Consider the following 18,225-nt stretch of genomic DNA (forward strand, 5'->3'; position numbering starts at 1 on the left):
CAGGCCAATCGGAGTATGAGAAAATGACTGTGAAGCTTTCGTTGGCAACTCTCAAGGATGCCGCAGCGACCGCTGGCGTGCCCGCCTACGATCCGAAGACGCTCTCCCCCGGCATCGTGCATTTCGGCGTCGGCAATTTTCACCGCGCCCACCAGGCGATCTACCTGGACGACCTGTTCAACATCGGCAAGGGCCACGACTGGGCCATCATCGGTGCCGGCGTGATGCCGTCCGATGCGGCCATGCGCGACAAGCTGAAGGCGCAGGATTTCCTCACCACCGTCGTGGAGCAGGACAACAACAAGACCGGCGCCCGCGTGACCGCCCCGATGATCGACATCATCGCGCCTGACGACAAGCAGGCGCTGATCGAGAAGCTGGCCGATCCGACCATCCGCATCGTTTCCATGACGATCACCGAGGGCGGCTATTTCATCGACGCGTCCGGTCACTTCAACCCGGCCCATCCGGCCATGGTCGAAGACGGCAGCAACCCGGATGCTCCGAAGACGGTGTTCGGCCTGATCCTTGCCGGCCTCAAGCTTCGCCGTTCGCGCGGCCTTGCGCCATTCACGATCATGTCTTGCGACAACATTCCCGGCAACGGCCACGTGACGGAAAACACCGTCGTCGGTCTCGCCAAGCTTTCGGACCCGGATTTTGCGACCTGGATCCACGACAATGTCGCCTTCCCGAATTCGATGGTCGACCGCATCACGCCGGCCACCGGTCAGCGCGAAGTCGATATCCTGAAGAACGACTACAATATCGACGATAACTGGCCGGTGTTCTGCGAAGAGTTCAAGCAGTGGGTAATGGAAGATCATTTCCCACTCGGCCGTCCGGCGCTTGAAGAAGTCGGCGTTCAGTTCGTGCCCGACGTCGCGCCCTACGAGCTGATGAAGCTGCGCATCCTCAACGGCGGCCATGCGACGATCGCTTATCCCGGCGAGTTGCTGGACATCCATTTCGTGCACGAGGCAATGGAGCATCCGCTGATCCGGGCCTTCCTTGCCAAGCTCGAGAAGGAAGAGATCATCCCGATCGTGCCGCCGGTTCCAGATACCAGCCTCGACGACTATTTCGACCTGATCGAGCACCGCTTCCTCAACCCGAAGATCGGCGACACTATTCCGCGCCTGGCGCAGGACGGTTCCAACCGCCAGCCGAAGTTCATCCTGCCATCGACCCGCGACCGGCTGGACCAGGGCCTCGACATCGTCGGCCTGTCGCTTGTGTCGGCGCTGTGGTGCCGCTATTTTGCGGGCACATCGGACAGCGGTCGCCAGATCGTGTTCAACGATACGAGTGCCGAGAAGCTGCAGGCTGCAGCGATCAAGGCCAAGGACGACCCGGATGCGTTCCTGGTGTTCGACGAGATCTTCGGCGAAGTCTCGACGTCGGAACTGTTCCGCAAGCGGTTTGCGCATGCGCTGAAGACGCTATGGACACAGGGCACGGCCAAGACGCTGCAGCTCTATCTCGACGACCAGCTCGTCAAGAATTGAGGTGAACACCGTGACGGGAATTAGTGCAATCAAACCACGCCATCTCGTGATCTTCGATTGCGACGGCGTCCTTGTCGACAGCGAGCCGCTGTCGGTGCGGGTTCTGGTGGCTGCGCTCAACCGCCACGGTATCGAAATGGCCGAGGAGGAAGCCTATGAGCGCTTCCTCGGTCGCAGCCTGGCGACCATGCGCCAGGTCATGGACGAGGAATACGGTTTCCACACCGGGCCGGAATTTCTCGAGGGTATGCGCACCGATCTCTACAGCCTGTTCAAGGCCGAGCTGAAGCCGATCCCCGGCATTGCCGAGACGCTCGAGGCGCTCGGGCTTCAAGCCTGCGTCGCATCCTCCAGCAATCCCGACCGCATCCGGCTGTCGCTGACGATCACCGGCCTGATCGACAAGCTCGATCCCCATATCTTTAGTGCCACAATGGTGAAGAACGGCAAGCCCGCGCCGGACCTCTTTCTGCTGGCAGCAAGCGAAATGGGGTTCGGGCCGGAAGATTGCATCGTCATTGAAGACAGCCCCGCGGGCATCGAGGCGGCCCAGCGGGCGGGCATGGCGTCATTCGCCTTTACCGGCGGATCGCACACCCACACTTCCGGATACCGTGACCGGATCGAGGCGCTATCGCCCGACGTCGTGTTTGACGCGATGCCGGATTTGCTCCACCTTGTCCAAAAATATATCGAGGATCGCAACGGTTCGGTTTCCGCGAACACCTGAAGCTCGGCTTTCAGGCTGGCGGGACGCGACGGGGACAGTCTGCGCGACTTAAAGGGACAGGAAACAAATCGGGATGCGTGATTTTCTCGTTGCGGTCGATATCGGCACGGCAAGCGCCCGTGCCGGCGTGTTCGGCCGCGACGGAACGCTGATTGCGAAATCCAAACATCCGATCCTGATGTTCCGCCCGCGGGATAAGCACGCCGAACATTCCTCCGAAGACATCTGGTCCGCAACCTGCATCTCCGTGAAAGCGGCGTTGGCCGAGGCTGGGATTTCTGCATCCCAGGTGGCGGCCATCGGCTTTGACGCGACTTGCTCGCTTGTGGCGCGGGACCGCGACGGCGCACCGCTGAGCGTTTCGGTCAGCGGCAACGCGCATCAGGATACGATCGTCTGGCACGACCACCGGGCGATAAGTCAGGCGGAGACGCTGTCAAGAAGCGGCCATGCGGTGCTCGATTTCGCTGGCGGATCGATCTCGCCGGAAATGGAAATGCCCAAGCTGATGTGGCTGAAGCAGAACCTTCCGGAAAGCTGGAGCCGCGCGGGTTTTTTCTTCGATCTTGCCGATTTCCTGACCTGGAAAGCCACAGGTTCCGCGTCGCGTTCGCGCTGCACGCTGACGGCCAAATGGAATTTCCTGGCGCATGAGACGCCCGGCTGGAGCGCGGATTATCTGGCGCTTGCCGGGCTCGACGACCTTATTGAGAAGGGCGGTCTGCCGGACGATACGATCGGTGTCGGCGGCTCGATCGGACCGCTCAGCGAAAAGGCGGCGGCCGAACTTGGCCTCGATACCGGCGTGCAGGTCGCGCCGGGAATGATCGACGCTTACGCGGGTGCCTATGGCGTGCTTGGCGGTGTTGGGGCGAAAAGCCTGCCAGGCTCGTCGCTGGAAACGAGCGTTGCGCTTATCGGAGGTACATCGAGCTGCATCGTCGCCTTCACCAGGGAGCCGAAACCCGGTCGCAGCCTTTGGGGCCCGTATTACGAGGCGGTACTGCCCGACCATTGGCTGGTCGAAGGCGGACAGTCGGCGGCGGGCGCTCTGCTCGATCATATCGTCATGATGCACGCAGCCGGCGGCGAGCCGACCACCGATCTGCATGAGAGAATCATTGCCCGAGTCGGCGAGATGCGTGCGGCAGCAGGCGATGACGAGATTGCGCCGGATCTGCACATTCTGCCCGACTTTCACGGCAACCGGTCGCCGCTTGCGGACCCGCATGCGACCGGCGTCATCAGCGGGCTGACGCTCGATACGTCCTTCGACGGGCTTTGCCGCCGCTATTGGCGGACCTGCGTGTCGATCGCGCTCGGCATCCGTCATATTCTCGATGCGATGGCTGACTTTGGGTACCGGTTCGAGACGCTGCACGTGACCGGCGGGCATGTGAACAACCCGCTGCTGGTGGAACTCTATGCGGATGTCACGGGCTGCAAGGTGGTCATCCCGCACAACCGCGATGCGGTTCTGCTCGGAACGGCCATGGCTGCCGCGGTTGCGGGCGGTCTGCATGGCTCGTTGCTTGATGCCGGACATGCGATGAACAGCGGTGGCAGCGAGCGGCTACCCAGCACGGGACGAGACCTTTATGAGCGCGACTACCGGCGGTTCCTCGCGATGATCCGTCACCGCGAAGAGCTGCGGTCGCTGGACTAAGCTGCAACTCATCCCGAAAGCTGATCCGCCTCGACGATGCGCTCTCCCTTTTCACCGCCGATTGCCGCATCCAGCAGAACTTTTGCCACCACATGGGCCGGGCTGATGCGCAGCCGTCGCGGCAGGATGGGATGGGCGATCTTCAGCGCCATGCTTGCAAGCCGTTCGCCGAGCCGGAATTCGCTGCGATCGCCACCCAGAAGGCCGGGCCTGACGATGGTGAGCGTGGAAAAGCCGATGGCGCGGATGGCAGCTTCAAGCTCGCCCTTGGTACGCAGGTAAAGCAGGCTGGACTTCGAATTGGCGCCGGTGGACGAGACGAGCGAGAAACGGGTTGCACCTCGTTCATGCGCGCGCCGGGCCGCACCGAGCGGCGTGGCATAATCCACCAGACGGAAGGCCTCGTCCGATCCCGCCTTTGCCCGCGTGGTGCCGAGCGCCGAAATGACCGCGTCGACGGTCCACCAGTCCGCCTCGGGCAGACCGCTGCTGAGATCGGTGATGGGATTTTCGAGCTTCGGATGGGCCGGCAAGGCGGTCGGAGGCAGCGGCCGGCGGGTGGGCGCGACGACGCGGGTGACCCGGTCGTCCTTGAGCGCCAGTTCGAGGACGTGGCCGCCGACTAATCCGGTCGCGCCAAGGAGCAGCAGGCTTGTCATGCGGATCTCCGTCACTACCACGCCCGGTGCGGGTGTCTGCCGGTGAGTATACGATTCTCGCGGCCAGATTCCTATATCCACCGGCGCTTGTTCCAGGGCGATGGTTGACCTACATGCTGCGGGCCTAACCTGGAGACGCCGATGATCCTCGACGCCGCACGCCTATCGCTGGTCAACCTGTTTGCGCCCGAGACGAGATCGGCCTTCTGGAAGACGCTGGGGCTGACATTCCTGATCCTGATCGGGTTGTGGTTCGGCTTGCGCGAGCTTTTCGCGCTCTATCTCTGGCCCTGGTTTGCCGCCTTCTTTCCGGATGTGCCGGATTGGACGGGATGGCTGACGCTGTTTGCGGCGATCGCGGCCGGGATCGGGCTGGCGCTCGTGCTTGCCTTGCTGATCGCGCCGATCACCGCGCTGATTGCGGGCCTGTTTCTCGACGACGTGGCGGCGGTGATCGAAAAGCGCGACTATCCCGATGACATGCCGGGCCGGGAAATGCCGCTTGGCCAGGCGATCCTCGGTTCGATCCAGTTTCTCGGCATCGTCATCATCGGCAATATCATAGCGCTGCTTTTGCTGTTCATTCCCGGCGTCAACCTCATCGCGTTCTTCCTGGTGAACGGGTATCTGCTGGGGCGGGAGTTCTTCGAGTTCGCCGCGATGCGGTTCCGGCCGCCGGCAGAGGCGCGGGCTTTCCGCTCGAAGCATTCCTCGACCGTGTTCATGGCGGGCCTTTTGATCGCCGGCTTCCTGGCGATCCCCTTCGTCAACCTGCTGACGCCGCTTTTTGCGGCCGGGTTGATGGTGCATCTGCACAAGAAGGTGTCCAAGCGCGATCCGTCCTTCCGGCTTCAGGCGCCGATCACCTGAGGCGGTAGCTCGACCAGCGGTGCTGGGATGGGACAGGTCTTTTCGGGCGACCGACAAAGGTCGGCGATGACGCAGTGCTCGCATTCGGGCTTGCGCGCCTTGCAGGTATAGCGACCGTGCAGGATCAGCCAGTGATGGGCGTGGAACAGATACTGGTCGGGAATGACCTTCAGGAACTGCTCCTCGACCTCATCCGGCGTTCTGCCCGGCGCCATCAGGCAGCGGTTGCCGATGCGAAACACGTGGGTATCGACGGCAAGCGTCGGGATGCCGAAGGCCATGGACATCACCACATTGGCCGTCTTGCGGCCGACGCCCGGCAGGCGCACCAGGTCCTCGCGCGTGCTTGGCACCTCGGATCCGAACTCGTCGATCAGCATGCGACAGAGCGCGACGACGTTCTTGGCCTTGTTGCGATAGAGGCCGATCGTCCTGATATGGGCGATGACGCCGTCCTCGCCGAGCGCCAGCATCTTTTCCGGCGTGTCGGCAATCTTGAACAGGTCGCGGGTCGCCTTGTTGACGCCTGCGTCGGTTGCCTGCGCCGACAGCGCCACGGCGACCACGAGCGTGAACGGATTGACGTGCTCGAGCTCGCCCTTCGGCTCCGGCCGCTGCACCGAGAAGCGGCGGAAGATCTCCACCATTTCGTCAGGCGTATAGGCCGGCTTGAAGCGCTTGGGCTTCCGGCCTTTGGAGATGCTGCTTTTTGTCGCCGGGGTTTTCGTGGATTTGATTTTCGCAAGGGCCATGACACTGTATAGTCTCGCCCCATGACGGAAATCAACGCGCAGCCGATGGATGAGAAACCGGTCTTTGCGGCCGAACTGACGCCCTATCGGTCGCTCGGCCGACGCGGGTTTTTCGTCGTGCTGTCGATATCGGGTGCCGTCTGCCTGTTCTACGGCCTTTTCTTCCTGGCGACCGGCGCTTGGCCGATCGGGCTGTTTCTCGGTTTTGATTTCCTGCTTCTCTATGGCGCGCTGAAACTCAGCTACCGTTCCGGCCGGCAGCGCGAGGAAGTCACGGTGTCGAGGACCAATCTTTCGATCCGGAAATTTTCACCAACGGGGCGGATGGTGGAGCATCGCTACAACCCGTTTTGGGCGCGATTCAATGTCAGCAGGCACGAGGAATTCGGGATTACGGCGATGCAGGTCTCGGGTGAGGGACGGCAGACCGAAATCGGTTCGTTTCTCAACCCGGACGATCGTGAGAGCTTTGCGAGGGCATTTCGCGGAGCGCTGGCGACCGTCACGAGACGATTGTGACCCCGACAAGAAACGGGTGGCTCTGATGGGATCGAGCGTGCATCTATAGGGCACAGGGAGATTGCCATGAACGCTCTTGCTTCGCTTTCCAGGCCCGACATGTCCGCACCCGGCATCGACGTGACGCCTGATGGCTCCGACTATGAAACCGTGCGGCGTGTCATCGAGATGCTGACGCTCGATTATCGCGCGCAGCCTTCGCTCGAAACGATCGCGGCCGAACTTGGCCAGTCGCCGACGCAGTTGCAGAAGGTGTTCACCCGTTGGGCAGGCCTATCGCCCAAGGCATTCCTGCAGGCGGTGACGCTCGATCATGCCAAGCGGCTGCTCGGCCAGGAAGGTCTGCCGCTTCTCGAAACCTCCTACGAACTCGGGCTGTCGGGTCCCGGCCGTCTGCACGATCTGTTCGTGACCCACGAGGCGATGTCGCCGGGCGAATGGAAGGGAAGGGGCGCGGGTCTGACGATCCGCTACGGGTTCCACCCGTCGCCATTCGGCATGGCGCTGGTCATGGCGACGGAGCGTGGGCTTTCGGGACTGGCGTTTTCCGATCTCGGCGGCGAAAAGCCGGCCTTCGAGGACATGGTGCGGCGCTGGCCGAATGCCGCCTATGTCGAGGACAAAGACGCGACGGCGCCCTATATCGGCCGCATCTTCGACCGGGGCCAATGGACGGCCGACCGGCCGCTCAATGTCGTTCTGATCGGCACTGATTTTCAGCTGAAAGTGTGGCAAAGCCTGTTGAAGATCCCGTTCGGCAAGGCGGTCACCTATTCCGCCGTCGCCTCCGACATCGGCCAGCCGACGGCAAGCCGGGCGGTGGGTGCCGCAATCGGCGCCAACCCGATCTCCTTCGTCGTGCCCTGCCACCGGGCTGTGGCGAAGAACGGGGCTTTGACCGGGTATCACTGGGGTCTGACCCGCAAGCGGGCGATCCTGGGCTGGGAGACAGGCAACGCCTGAGCCGCACAGTCCGCCCGACAACCTGCCGTCCTTCAGGTGCGTGTCAGCAAACAGGCCGAAATGATTGCCATCCTGCACTTCAACGGACGGCAGCATGGAACAGTCACGCGTCAGAAGCTGGTTTCGCATGGGAGCCTCGGCGATTTTCGCTGCCGCTCTGGGTTTTGGGGCCTATCTCGAGTATCTGCAGCTCAGCGGCAATTTCCATACGGTGATCGACGGCGAGCTCTACCGGTCTGCCCAGCCGGGTGCCGCCGATATCGAGACCTATGCAAAGACCTACGGCATCCGCACCATCGTCAACCTGCGCGGTGAGGACGACAAGGCCGGATGGTATGCTGAGGAGGTCTCCGCCGCAAAAAGGCTTGGCCTGACGCATCTGGATTTCCGGATGTCGGCTTCCAGGCAGTTGAGCGAAGCGGAGGCGGACCGGCTTGTCACGATGATGCGGGACGCACCGAAGCCGATCCTGATCCATTGCCGCTCGGGTTCCGACCGCACCGGCCTTGCCGCCGGGCTCTACAGCAGCGAGATCGCCGGCATGTCCGAAGAGATCGCCGAGCGCCAGCTTTCCCTCTACTTCGGCCATATCGGTATTCCGGTCATCTCGTCGGCCTATGCCATGGATAGGACATGGGAGCGGCTCGAGCACCATTCCTGGCGCGACAGGATTGCATTGCTGACAACGGATATCGACCTCTGACGTCGTTGCGGCCGAGGCTGGGAAACTCCTGTGGCAGTTGGCGGGTCGTGCCCAATGCGCTAGGATCTCGGCCAGTTCCAAGGAGCCATCATGCCAACATGCAACGTCGTTCTGACAGAGCACCACCAGCAGGTGATCGCGCGGCTTCTGGAAACGGGACGCTATCAGAACGCCAGCGAAATCGTGGGCGATGCACTGCGGCTTATCTGCCCAGGCCGACATCACCAAGATCATTGCCTATACGGATGAGAACTTCGGACGCGGCGCAAGGCGCCGTGACGAACAGCTTCTCGTGACTGCCTTTCGCGATTTGTCGCAAGACCGGACCCGGGTTCAATCGATAGGGCGGAGCTTGGGTTAGGCATACGCAGCTTCCATCTCAGGCGTAGCCGGACGAGGGCTAAGCACGCAAGCGGACTGGTCGTGCAGCCCGCCACTTCATTCTCTATCGGTATCTTGAATTGTCGCTTATCGGGATCGGTCGCGTGCTTCATGACGCTGTCGATCTCGAAAGGCACCTCCCGTCAGCATTCGGCGATGAAAGCGGGCGGTCCTAATCCACCTCCGCCAGCCGCAGCAGTTCCACTGCGGCGGTTTCGTCGGTGATGAGGGTGTTGCAGCCGATGCGTCGGATGGTGGCGCGGATGGCGATGGCGCGGTGTGTGCCGCCGGAGGAGAGGACGATGTGTTTTGCCTTGGCGAGCGTATCGAGGTCGACGGACATGACCCGCTCGTTGAGCTTCTGATCGACGGACCGGCCTTCCTCGTCGAGGAAATTGAACATCGTGTCGCAGACACAGCCGGCGGCGATCAGCCGCTCGAGTTCGGTGGCTGAAATGAAGCCTTCCGACAGCGAGGTCGAATGCGGGCCGATATCACCGCAGCTGACGACGGCGAGATCGAGGCTCTCGGCGAGGTCATAGACGGCATCGAGGCCGCATTTCTCGATCAGCGCCCGTTTGGTGGCGACGCTGTCGACCAGAAGCGGGGCAAGGAACATGAAGCATTCGGCGCCCAGCTGACCGGCAAAGCGCCAGGTGAAGTCGATCGGGTTGGTCTGGTGGACGGCGACGATGCCGCCGAGCAGCGAGACGACCTTGCAGCGTTCGCGACGGGGCGGGCGGAAGCTCGAAAGCGCTGCCGTCATCGTGCGGCCCCAGCCGACGCCGATCGTCATGTCGTTCTGGATTGCTTCCGACAGGAACTGGCCGAGCGCCAGACCGACGGCGCCGGCCAGTGCATCGGCGCTGTTGTCGCGCGGGGCGGGCACCACGACCGCCTCATCCAGTCCGTAGGCGCGTTCAAGCTTGGTCGCCAGCTCGACGCAGGTGTCGATGCCTTCCGAGATCCAGATCTGCACTTCGGAGCGTTTCATTGCCTCGTCGAGAAGGCGGATGACGGTCGAGCGACTGATGCCGAGCCGCTCGGCTACCTCCTTCTGCGTCAGGCCCTGGTTGTAGTAGAGCCAGGCAGCGCGAAGCCGCAGGGAGGACGCTTCCGAATATGCGGTGTGGGTATCGCGTCTCAGCTTGGCCAAATTCTGATGTCCTTTTTCATTCAGGACCATAGGGCTGACGTGAAACATATGTCAATTGTGAAGGACAAATGTCTTGACTTCTTTACCCTGAAGGGTTGTTATCCGGTCAACAGCGATCCAGAAACCATACGACGCCCCGAGCGTTTGTATTCGCTTAACAAGGATTTATTCGGATGACGTCGAAACTAGAGCAGCTTCGTTCCATGACAACGGTCGTCGCCGACACGGGCGACATCGAGGCGGTGACCCGCCTCAAGCCGGTCGATTGCACCACCAACCCGTCGATCGTTCTGAAGGCGATCGGTTCGCCGGCATTTGCCGACACGTTCCAGGAAACGGTTGCCTGGGGCCGCAAACAGGGCGGCAGCGACGACGCGATCACGGTTGCCATAGCTGACAAGCTCGCCATCGACGTGGGCGCGGCGCTTTCTGGAATTGTCCCCGGCCGCGTTTCGACCGAAGTGGATGCCGACCTTTCCTTCGATACCGAAGGTTCGATTACCAAGGCGCACAAGATCATTGCAGCCTACAAGGATCGCGGCATCGAGCGCGAACGCATCCTGATCAAGCTTGCCTCCACCTGGGAAGGCATCAAGGCTGCCGAAGTCCTGCAGGCCGAAGGCATCGACTGCAATCTGACGCTTCTGTTCAGCCATGCCCAGGCCGTTGCCTGCGCGGACGCCAAGGCGTTCCTGATCTCACCTTTCGTTGGGCGCATTCTCGATTGGTACAAGAAGTCGACCGGTGAAGACTACACGTCCGAGACCGATCCGGGCGTCGTCTCGGTGCGTTCGATCTACAATTACTACAAGGCGAACGGCATCTCGACGATCGTCATGGGCGCCTCGTTCCGCAATGTCGGCGAGATCGAAGCTCTTGCCGGTTGCGACCGCCTGACGATTTCGCCGAACCTGCTCGACGAGCTCGACAAGGCTGAAGGCACGCTCGAGCGCAAGCTTTCGCCTGAAAAGTTCGAGCCGGCCGCGCCGATCAAGATGGACGAAAAGACCTTCCGCTGGATGCTCAACGAAGACCAGATGGCGACCGAAAAGCTTTCGGACGGCATCCGGGCGTTCAACAAGGATCTCGGCGCGCTCCGCGAGCTCGTGAAGAAGGAACTGGTCCGCGCCGCGGCCTGATTTCCTCAACGTTTTCCAATGACAAGGCCCGCCTCGTGCGGGTCTTTTTCGTTTTCCTAATGTGCACGGCCGAGGCACAGGGTTAACCGAACGTTTAGCCGGAACTCCTAGATCTTTCAGCCTACAAATCACTTTGAAGCTGGAGCGCATCGATGGCTGGGATTTCTTTTGGCCGTATCTTGTCCAACGCCGCCGTGATCAAGGCCCTCAACCGGTCGCAGGCGATCATCGAATTCGACCTGAAGGGCATTATACTCGATGCCAACGAAAACTTCTGCAATGCGCTCGGCTACCGCCTGGACGAGATCGTCGGCAGGCATCACAGCATGTTCGTCGATCCGGCCGATGCAGCTTCCCCGGACTACGCGGCGTTCTGGGCAGGGCTTTCCACCGGCGCGTTCGATCAGGGGAAATACAAACGCGTTGGCAAAAGCGGCCGCGAGATCTGGATCGAAGCCACCTACAATCCGATTCTGAAAGGCGGCAAGCCTTACAAGGTCGTGAAGTTTGCGACCGACATCACGGAAGCGCGCAAGCGGGCGCTCGAGGACCGGGGCAAGCTTGAGGCACTGTCGCGGGCGCAGGCGATCATCGAATTTTCGCCGACAGGCGAGATTCTCAACGCCAACGACAATTTCTGTGCCGCCGTCGGCTACCGTCTCGATGAGATCGTCGGCAAGCACCATTCTATCTTCTGCGAACCCGACTATGCGCGCTCGTCGGACTATCAGGAGTTCTGGAAGAAGCTCGGACGCGGCACATTTTCGGCCGATCAGTTCACCCGCATCACCAAGACCGGCGAGAAGATCTATATCCAGGCATCCTACAACCCGATCATCGACGACAGCGGACGGGTGTTCAAGGTCGTCAAGTTCGCAACGGATGTGAGCGAACGGGTAAGGGTGGTCAACGATCTCGGCACCGGACTTGCACGTCTCGCCGATTGCAATATCCAGCAGACGCTGGATACGCCCTTCATCGTGGAATTCGAGCCGCTGCGCCGGGACTTCAACGCCTCGATCGGGGCGTTCCAGAAGACGCTGATGGGGGTCCTGCAGCAGACTTCCAGCCTCAACGACAGCAGCCAGGACATGCAGGTGGCGGCCGACCAGCTGTCCGCCCGCACCAAGGAGCAGGCAGCGTCGCTTCGAGAAACGACGGCGGCGCTGGAGCAGGTGACGGAGACGGTAAGGTCCTCCAACACCAATGCGGAGGAAACCCGCAAGCTGGTCAAGGGGGCGCTGCAATCTGCGACCACGTCCTCCTGCGTGGTGCAGGAAACCATCACGGCGATGAAGCGGATCGAAGGCGCATCGTCCGAGATTACCAAGATCATCAGCGTGATCGACGAGATCGCGTTCCAGACCAATCTTCTGGCGCTCAATGCCGGCGTCGAGGCGGCCCGTGCGGGCGAGGCGGGCAAGGGCTTTGCGGTTGTGGCACAGGAGGTGCGTGAACTGGCGCAGCGTTCCGCCAAAGCCGCCAAGGAGATCAAGGGACTGATCGAGAATTCCGGCCGGCAGGTCACGGAGGGCGTGCGCCTTGTCGACGCGACGGGCGCCGCGCTGCACGAGATCGAACGGTTTGTCGCCTCGATCGACCAGAATGTCCAGTCGCTGGCCACTGCGGCGCAGGAACAGTCGGGTGGCCTGTCCGACATCAACCAGACGGTTTCGCAGCTCGACCGGATGACGCAGCAGAACGCGGCGATGGTGGAGCACACGACCGGCATCAGCCGCCAGCTTGCAAGCGGCGCGGCTCTGTTGTCGGAACTGGTCGGACATTTCAAGCTCAACAGGCGCGGCGAAATGCGCGAAACGGGTTCACCGCGTGCCGGCGGCGGCCGCAGGGCCGCTTGACGCAACAGCGAGCGACGACCGGTGGAGAGGCCCGCGTCATGCGGGCCTTTTGTCGTCTGAAGGTCAGGCATGATGGGCGATGTGCCGGCCGGAGCGTGGATGCGCTTCGGGAGCCTCATTCCGGGACAGGCGTTGGGCAAAGGAAAAGCCCAGGCTTAAAGCTTCTTCAATCAGAGTAGCGCAGACTGCGGCTTGAGTATTCCATGTCTTGTTGTGCGTGATGGGGTGATGATGCCGGAGTTCGGCGCGTGAAGATCCGGCTATCGAAGAAGCTGCTCGCGGTCGTCGGCGGTGTTTCCGTGCTCTGCGCCGGCAGCGGCGCGGCGGCCGTGTTCGTGGGCAAAGAAAAGTTTTTCGGCCCGTCCTACGCCGATCTCAACGGCCTGACCTGTTCGGTGTTGCAGACGTTCACGACCAAGCGCGACGGACGCACCTGGGTGCGCCGCTATGTGAATGCCGACGAGGTTGCCTCGGCGGATGGCGTTGGTGACGGCATGGCCCGCATCCGCACCGCATTGCGCGTGGCAAAATCCATCCAGGAGAAGGAAAAGGCCGACATCGTCCAGGTGGCGATGGTCTCCAAGGCAGGTCCGAAGGACCGTGCCGAAATGCGCGGCCGCATGATTGGCGCGCAGGTCGTCTACATTCCAGATGTTTCCAAGGCACCTGATGGCGCAGCGCGGGAACCCTATTCCGCATTTTATGTCGAGGGTGCTGCGACATCCAAGGGCGAGTATTACGGCCAGCGCATCGACATGCCGCTCGCCGATATCGAGCATCTCGAAGCAAGTCTCACCGACAAGACCGATTGTATCGACCCCGTGGCGATCGCCGCGGCCGAGGCTGCAGCCGCAGGGGGACACGGCGCCACCAAGGGGCATGACAAGAAGCCTGCCAAGGGTCATGAACCTGCCGGACATGGCGAAGCCTCCGGTGGGCATGACGCACCTGCAGCTGACGGAGAGGCGTCGGCAGCCGAGCACGGCAGCGCGCCTGCCGAAGGACATGGCGAGGCAGCGGCCTCGGGCCATGGCGAGGGCGGGGAACCTGCCGCCAAGGAAAGCGGCGGTCTCCTGAGTTCGGTTACTGGCATGCTCTTCGGTTCGAAAGAGGAAGCAGCGCCTGCCGCCGCCGCGCATGCGCCGGACGGCGAGGGGCACGCTGCACCGCAAGGCGGCGAGCATCCAATCGACGCGAAGCCGGATGGTCATGCACCAGCTCCATCCGCAGCGGCGGATGACACAGCCGACGGTTCGAAAGAGCATGCAGCAAAGGGCGAGCCTATCTCTGCGCCGGCAGAAACACCTGCACCGACCGAAGAGAAGAGTTTTGTCTCTTCCATGAAGGAGATGCTCTTCGGTTCCAGTGACAATGCTCCGGACGCCACGCATGACGAAGCTTCCGCGGAACCCGCTCTGCCAAAGACCGAGCCCGCGCCAGAGCCACGCACCTCTGCCGAGGGCGGCAAGCGCTGGTCGAAGCAGGATGGCAGCGACGAGATCCGTTCCGGCGGGCCTTCAGCAAGCGACGCCGCGCATGACGACAAGGCCGCCGCGCCGGCTGTTGCGCAAGCGTCGGATCAGCCGGGCGCGGCGGCAGGCGGTTCCAACGCCGCGGATGCGGCAGGTGCCGCGTGGCTTGAGAAGCTGCGGGCGCAACAGGCTGGGTCGGCCAGCAAGCCCTAGTCAAAAAACAACCTATCGGTTGCTCCATCGTCCAGAGAGGCCCTTGCCATCGATCCCCGTTGGCAAGGCGTGCGTATGGTCGGAACCTGCGAGAAGATCCACTGATCCTCTCCCCGTTTCAGGGAGAGGAGTCAGGTTGCTGACAAAGGTCTTGTCAAACAACTCTTGATGTCATTTTGGAAACGATCCGGTTGGCAACCTCCCCTCATCCTCGCCCTTTTGGCGGGGATCCCGTCAGCTCAAGTCCTTGAGCTGAGAGAGTCTTTGACCCGACGGACGTCGTGTCGCTGGATGACCGCCGCAAGGGCAAGGATGAGGGAGAGTGGGGTGTCGCTCTCGCCAAACAAGCTTATTCAGCGTTTGTCGGCAGTCTGACACTCTCCCTGTTTCAGGGGAGAGGAGCAGGTCTGTCTGATCAATCCGCCTTGGCGCGGCGGGCTGGGAAGAGGATGACGTCGCGGATGGAGGGGGCGTTGGTCAGGAGCATGATCAGGCGGTCGACGCCGATGCCGAGGCCGCCGGCGGGGGGCATGCCCTGGTCGATGGCGTCAAGGAATTCGTCGTCCAGCTGCTTGTCTTTTTCGCCGCGGGCATGGGCCTGCTCGAGCTGCTCGACCATGCGCTTGCGCTGCTCTTCAGGGTCGTTCAGTTCCGAGAAGGCATTGCCCAGTTCCCAGGCGTTGCAATAGGTCTCGAAACGTTCAACGAGGCGCGGTTCGCCCGGGACTTCCTTGGCAAAGGGCGAGATGTCCTTCGGGAAATGGGTGACGTGGCTCGGCTGGATCAGCGTGGCCTCGACCTTTTCCTCGAAGATGAAGGCGAGGCATTCGCCCCAGGTCCAGTCCTTCTCGACTTCGAAGCCGGCGGCCTTGGCTGCAGTGCGGGCTTCCTCGTCGGTCTTCATGGCGAGGAAGTCGATGCCGGTGACTTCCTTGACGGCGTCTGGCATCGGCACGCGCTTGAACGGGCCCTTGAACGACAGTTGCTTGTCGCCATAGGCGAACTCGGTCGAGCCGTGGATCTTCATGGCAAGGTCGGCGAACAGGCGTTCGACGAGGTCCATGATGTCCTCGTAGTCGGCATAGGCCCAGTAGCATTCCATCATGGTGAATTCAGGATTGTGCCGGGTGGAGACGCCTTCGTTGCGGAAGTTGCGGTTGATCTCGAACACCTTGTCGGTCAGGCCCGACACCAGCGTGCGCTTCAAGAACAGTTCCGGCGCGATGCGCAGGTACATGTCGAGCTTCAGCGTGTTGTGGTGGGTCTTGAAGGGTTCGGCCGTGGCGCCGCCATAGACGGAATGCAGCATCGGCGTTTCGACTTCCATGAAGCCGTCGTCTTCCATGAACCGGCGGATGCCGGAGACGATCTTCGAGCGCTGCTGGAAGCGGAGCTTGCTTTCCTCGTTGCTGAGGATGTCGAGGTGGCGCTTGCGGTAGCGGATCTCGACATCGGCAATGCCGTTCCACTTTTCCGGCATCGGCAGAAGCGACTTGGTCAGCATGGTGATTTCGCGGGCGCTGATGGACAACTCGCCGCGCTTGGTGCGGCGCACGATGCCGGTGACGCCGATGATGTCGCCAAGATCGATCATCGACAGCATCGCCCGGGCTTCCTCGGGCGTCACGTCCTTGTGGGAGAAGATCTGGATCTTGCCGCCGGCGTCATGGATATCCATGAACATGCCTGAATTGCGCGAGGAAAAGACGCGGCCGGCAACCGTGACGACATCGGTGGTTTCGACGTCAGCCTCGAGATCCTTGTACTTTTCCGCCAGTTCCGCATTGGTCATCGTGCGGTGGAAATGGGCCGGATAGACGTCGCCGACGGTTTCGCGCAGCTTTGCCAGTTTCTGGGCGCGCACTTCTGTCGCGTCGGAGGAGAGGGCGGTTTCGGTCTTGGTGTTCTCGGTCATGGTTTTATTCCTGTAACGGCGCTGCCGCGGCGAGCTTCGCTTCCGTATCCCTCATTCCTGTGCTTGTCACAGGAATCCAGTGCGGCCAAGTCTTTGGGCGCGGAATACTCTTTTCATTCTTTCACGGCGCAGACGCGCCGTGGCTGGATTTCTGTGACAAGCACAGGAATGAGCGAGGCGAAGGTGAGACCTCGCCTCCGCAGTTGTTACTTCTGCGCACCCACCATGGATGACACCACGGCGGCGGCGATCTTCAGGCGCTGGCGCACGACCGAGCGGCCGAGGATTGCCATGCTGTCGAACAGCGGCAGCGAGCGCTGCGAGCCGGACATGGCGATGAACAACGGCGGGGTGACGACGCGCAGCTTCTTTTCGAGCTTGTCGGCAACGGCGCGCAGTTCGGCATCGATCGCCTCGACGTTCCACTCGATCATCTTCTCGATGTCGGCCTGGACCATGGTGATGATCGCGAGCGTGTCTTCCGGCGAGGTCTTCAGACCCGCGAACGAGGCCGGTGTCAGGTTGACGTCGGCGGCGAGCAGGAAACCGGCGAGGTTGGGCAGGTCGCCGAGCTTGGAAACGCGGCTCTGCGAGTGCTTCAGGCCCTCGATCAGGCGCTGATTTTCCATCGCCCATTCCAGCGTGCGCGACACGAACTCATCCGGCGACAGCTTTTCGCGCAGCCAACGGCCGTTCACCCAGTCCAGCTTCTGCAGATCGAAGATGGCGCCGGCCTTGGACAGAGCTTCCGGATCGAAGCTGCTGATCATCTCATCCATGGTTAGAAGCTCTTCGCCTTCTGCGATCTGCACGAAGAACAGACCGAGGAAGTTCATCAGGGCTTCCGGCAGGTAGCCGAGCGCCGAGTAATAGCTGATCGAGGTCGGGTTCTTGCGCTTCGACAGTTTAGACTTGTCGGCATTTCTCATGAGGGAGAGATGCATGAAGACCGGCGCTTCCCAGCCGAAATAGCGATAGAGAAGAATGTGCTTGGGCACCGACGCCAGCCACTCTTCGCCGCGAGCGACGTGGGTGATCTTCATCAGATGGTCGTCGATGACGTTGGCCATGTGATAGGTTGGCATGCCGTCGCCCTTGATCAGGACCTGCATGTCGACCGAATCCCACGGGATCGAGACATCGCCATAGACGCCGTCTGTGAAATCGCACGAGCCTTCGGTCGGGATTTTCATGCGCACGACGGACTGTTCGCCGGCCGCCATCTTTTCGGTGACTTCCTCGGCCGAGTATTTCAGGCAGAGACCGTCATACTTCGGCGGCTTGCCGGCGGCGCGCTGGCCTTCGCGCATCTGCTCCAGACGCTCCGGCGTGCAGAAGCAGCGGAAGGCGTGGCCCTTGTCGAGCAGGTCCTGGGCGTGCGGCCAGTACATGTCCTTGCGGTCCGACTGACGGTAGGGGCCGTAGGGACCGCCGATATCTGGACCTTCCGCCCAGGTAAGCCCGGTCCATTTCAGCGCGTCCAGCACCTTCTGCTCGTATTCGAGCGTCGAGCGGGTCGCGTCGGTATCTTCGATGCGCAGGATGAATTCGCCGCCGTGCTTTTTCGCGAAAAGGTAGTTGAAGAGGGCGATGTAAGCGGTGCCGACATGGGGCTCGCCGGTGGGCGATGGGGCAATGCGGACGCGAGGGGTCGGATTGATCATGGATACTGCTCTTTCCACGGCGCGCATGGCTGCGCAAAGCCTGTGCCTTTGAATAG

The 18,225-nt window shown here is 61.8% G+C and carries 16 protein-coding genes; 11 read left to right on the forward strand and 5 right to left on the reverse strand.

Annotated elements, in window-relative coordinates; genetic code table 11:
* The first annotated feature begins 23 nt into the window (after positions 1–23).
* From ASF70_RS19280 to ASF70_RS19290, 3 genes are all read left to right on the forward strand, one after another.
* Positions 24–1,508 carry a mannitol dehydrogenase family protein gene (locus ASF70_RS19280; RefSeq protein WP_062582045.1) on the forward strand — a complete coding sequence of 495 codons (1,485 nt, stop codon included), beginning with the start codon at positions 24–26 and terminating at the stop codon, positions 1,506–1,508.
* Positions 1,509–1,527: 19 nt separating this feature from the next.
* Entirely contained in the window at positions 1,528–2,238 is a 711-nt protein-coding gene (locus tag ASF70_RS19285; protein ID WP_062583078.1) for an HAD family hydrolase, read from the forward strand.
* A 73-nt stretch (positions 2,239–2,311) separates the two neighbouring features.
* Positions 2,312–3,904 (forward strand): FGGY-family carbohydrate kinase, encoded by a 1,593-nt coding sequence (locus ASF70_RS19290; RefSeq protein WP_062582047.1) that lies wholly within the window; start codon positions 2,312–2,314, stop codon positions 3,902–3,904.
* 8 nt (positions 3,905–3,912) lie between these two features.
* Here the strand turns inward: ASF70_RS19290 and ASF70_RS19295 are convergent, their stop codons facing one another.
* Complete coding sequence (locus ASF70_RS19295) at positions 3,913–4,563, reverse strand: NAD(P)H-binding protein (protein WP_062582050.1); 651 nt, start codon at positions 4,561–4,563, stop codon at positions 3,913–3,915.
* A gap of 141 nt (positions 4,564–4,704) precedes the next feature.
* On the opposite strand from ASF70_RS19295, the gene ASF70_RS19300 reads away from it, so the two are divergent.
* Positions 4,705–5,433: a sulfate transporter family protein gene (locus ASF70_RS19300; RefSeq protein WP_062582052.1), complete on the forward strand. Its 729-nt coding sequence runs from the start codon at positions 4,705–4,707 to the stop codon at positions 5,431–5,433.
* Here ASF70_RS19300 and nth read toward each other — a convergent pair.
* Positions 5,415–6,185, reverse strand: coding sequence for an endonuclease III (gene nth / locus ASF70_RS19305; protein ID WP_062582054.1), 771 nt, complete (start codon positions 6,183–6,185; stop codon positions 5,415–5,417). The two genes, ASF70_RS19300 and nth, sit on opposite strands and share 19 nt — an antisense overlap.
* A 21-nt stretch (positions 6,186–6,206) precedes the next feature.
* On the opposite strand from nth, the gene ASF70_RS19310 reads away from it, so the two are divergent.
* The 4 genes from ASF70_RS19310 (at position 6,207) to ASF70_RS23750 (ending at position 8,619) form a co-directional block, all read left to right on the forward strand.
* On the forward strand, positions 6,207–6,704 hold the full coding sequence (locus ASF70_RS19310) for a DUF2244 domain-containing protein (RefSeq protein ID WP_062582056.1): 498 nt from the start codon (positions 6,207–6,209) through the stop codon (positions 6,702–6,704).
* Positions 6,705–6,770: 66 nt separating this feature from the next.
* Positions 6,771–7,667, forward strand: coding sequence for a bifunctional helix-turn-helix domain-containing protein/methylated-DNA--[protein]-cysteine S-methyltransferase (locus ASF70_RS19315; RefSeq protein ID WP_062582058.1), 897 nt, complete (start codon positions 6,771–6,773; stop codon positions 7,665–7,667).
* Positions 7,668–7,761: 94 nt separating this feature from the next.
* Complete coding sequence (locus tag ASF70_RS19320; protein WP_082471983.1) at positions 7,762–8,370, forward strand: dual specificity protein phosphatase family protein; 609 nt, start codon at positions 7,762–7,764, stop codon at positions 8,368–8,370.
* 90 nt (positions 8,371–8,460) lie between these two features.
* Positions 8,461–8,619, forward strand: a complete 159-nt coding sequence (locus ASF70_RS23750; RefSeq protein WP_082471984.1) for a type II toxin-antitoxin system ParD family antitoxin — start codon at positions 8,461–8,463, stop codon at positions 8,617–8,619.
* A gap of 304 nt (positions 8,620–8,923) precedes the next feature.
* Here the strand turns inward: ASF70_RS23750 and ASF70_RS19330 are convergent, their stop codons facing one another.
* Entirely contained in the window at positions 8,924–9,907 is a 984-nt protein-coding gene (locus ASF70_RS19330; RefSeq protein WP_062461931.1) for a sugar-binding transcriptional regulator, read from the reverse strand.
* A gap of 173 nt (positions 9,908–10,080) precedes the next feature.
* On the opposite strand from ASF70_RS19330, the gene tal reads away from it, so the two are divergent.
* From tal to ASF70_RS19345, 3 genes are all read left to right on the forward strand, one after another.
* On the forward strand, positions 10,081–11,046 hold the full coding sequence (gene tal, locus ASF70_RS19335) for a transaldolase (RefSeq protein WP_062582062.1): 966 nt from the start codon (positions 10,081–10,083) through the stop codon (positions 11,044–11,046).
* A 152-nt stretch (positions 11,047–11,198) separates the two neighbouring features.
* Entirely contained in the window at positions 11,199–12,905 is a 1,707-nt protein-coding gene (locus ASF70_RS19340) for a PAS domain-containing methyl-accepting chemotaxis protein (protein ID WP_062582063.1), read from the forward strand.
* Positions 12,906–13,153: 248 nt separating this feature from the next.
* Entirely contained in the window at positions 13,154–14,590 is a 1,437-nt protein-coding gene (locus ASF70_RS19345; RefSeq protein ID WP_062582066.1) for a hypothetical protein, read from the forward strand.
* A 415-nt stretch (positions 14,591–15,005) separates the two neighbouring features.
* On the opposite strand, the gene lysS is transcribed toward ASF70_RS19345, so the two are convergent.
* Positions 15,006–16,505, reverse strand: coding sequence for a lysine--tRNA ligase (lysS, locus tag ASF70_RS19350; protein WP_062582068.1), 1,500 nt, complete (start codon positions 16,503–16,505; stop codon positions 15,006–15,008).
* Between the two features lie 206 nt (positions 16,506–16,711).
* Positions 16,712–18,169 carry a glutamate--tRNA ligase gene (gene gltX, locus ASF70_RS19355; RefSeq protein WP_062582070.1) on the reverse strand — a complete coding sequence of 486 codons (1,458 nt, stop codon included), beginning with the start codon at positions 18,167–18,169 and terminating at the stop codon, positions 16,712–16,714.
* Between the last annotated feature and the right edge of the window lie 56 nt (positions 18,170–18,225).

Source organism: Rhizobium sp. Leaf321, assembly GCF_001423215.1.
GTDB classification, from domain to species: Bacteria; Pseudomonadota; Alphaproteobacteria; order Rhizobiales; family Rhizobiaceae; genus Neorhizobium; species Neorhizobium soli.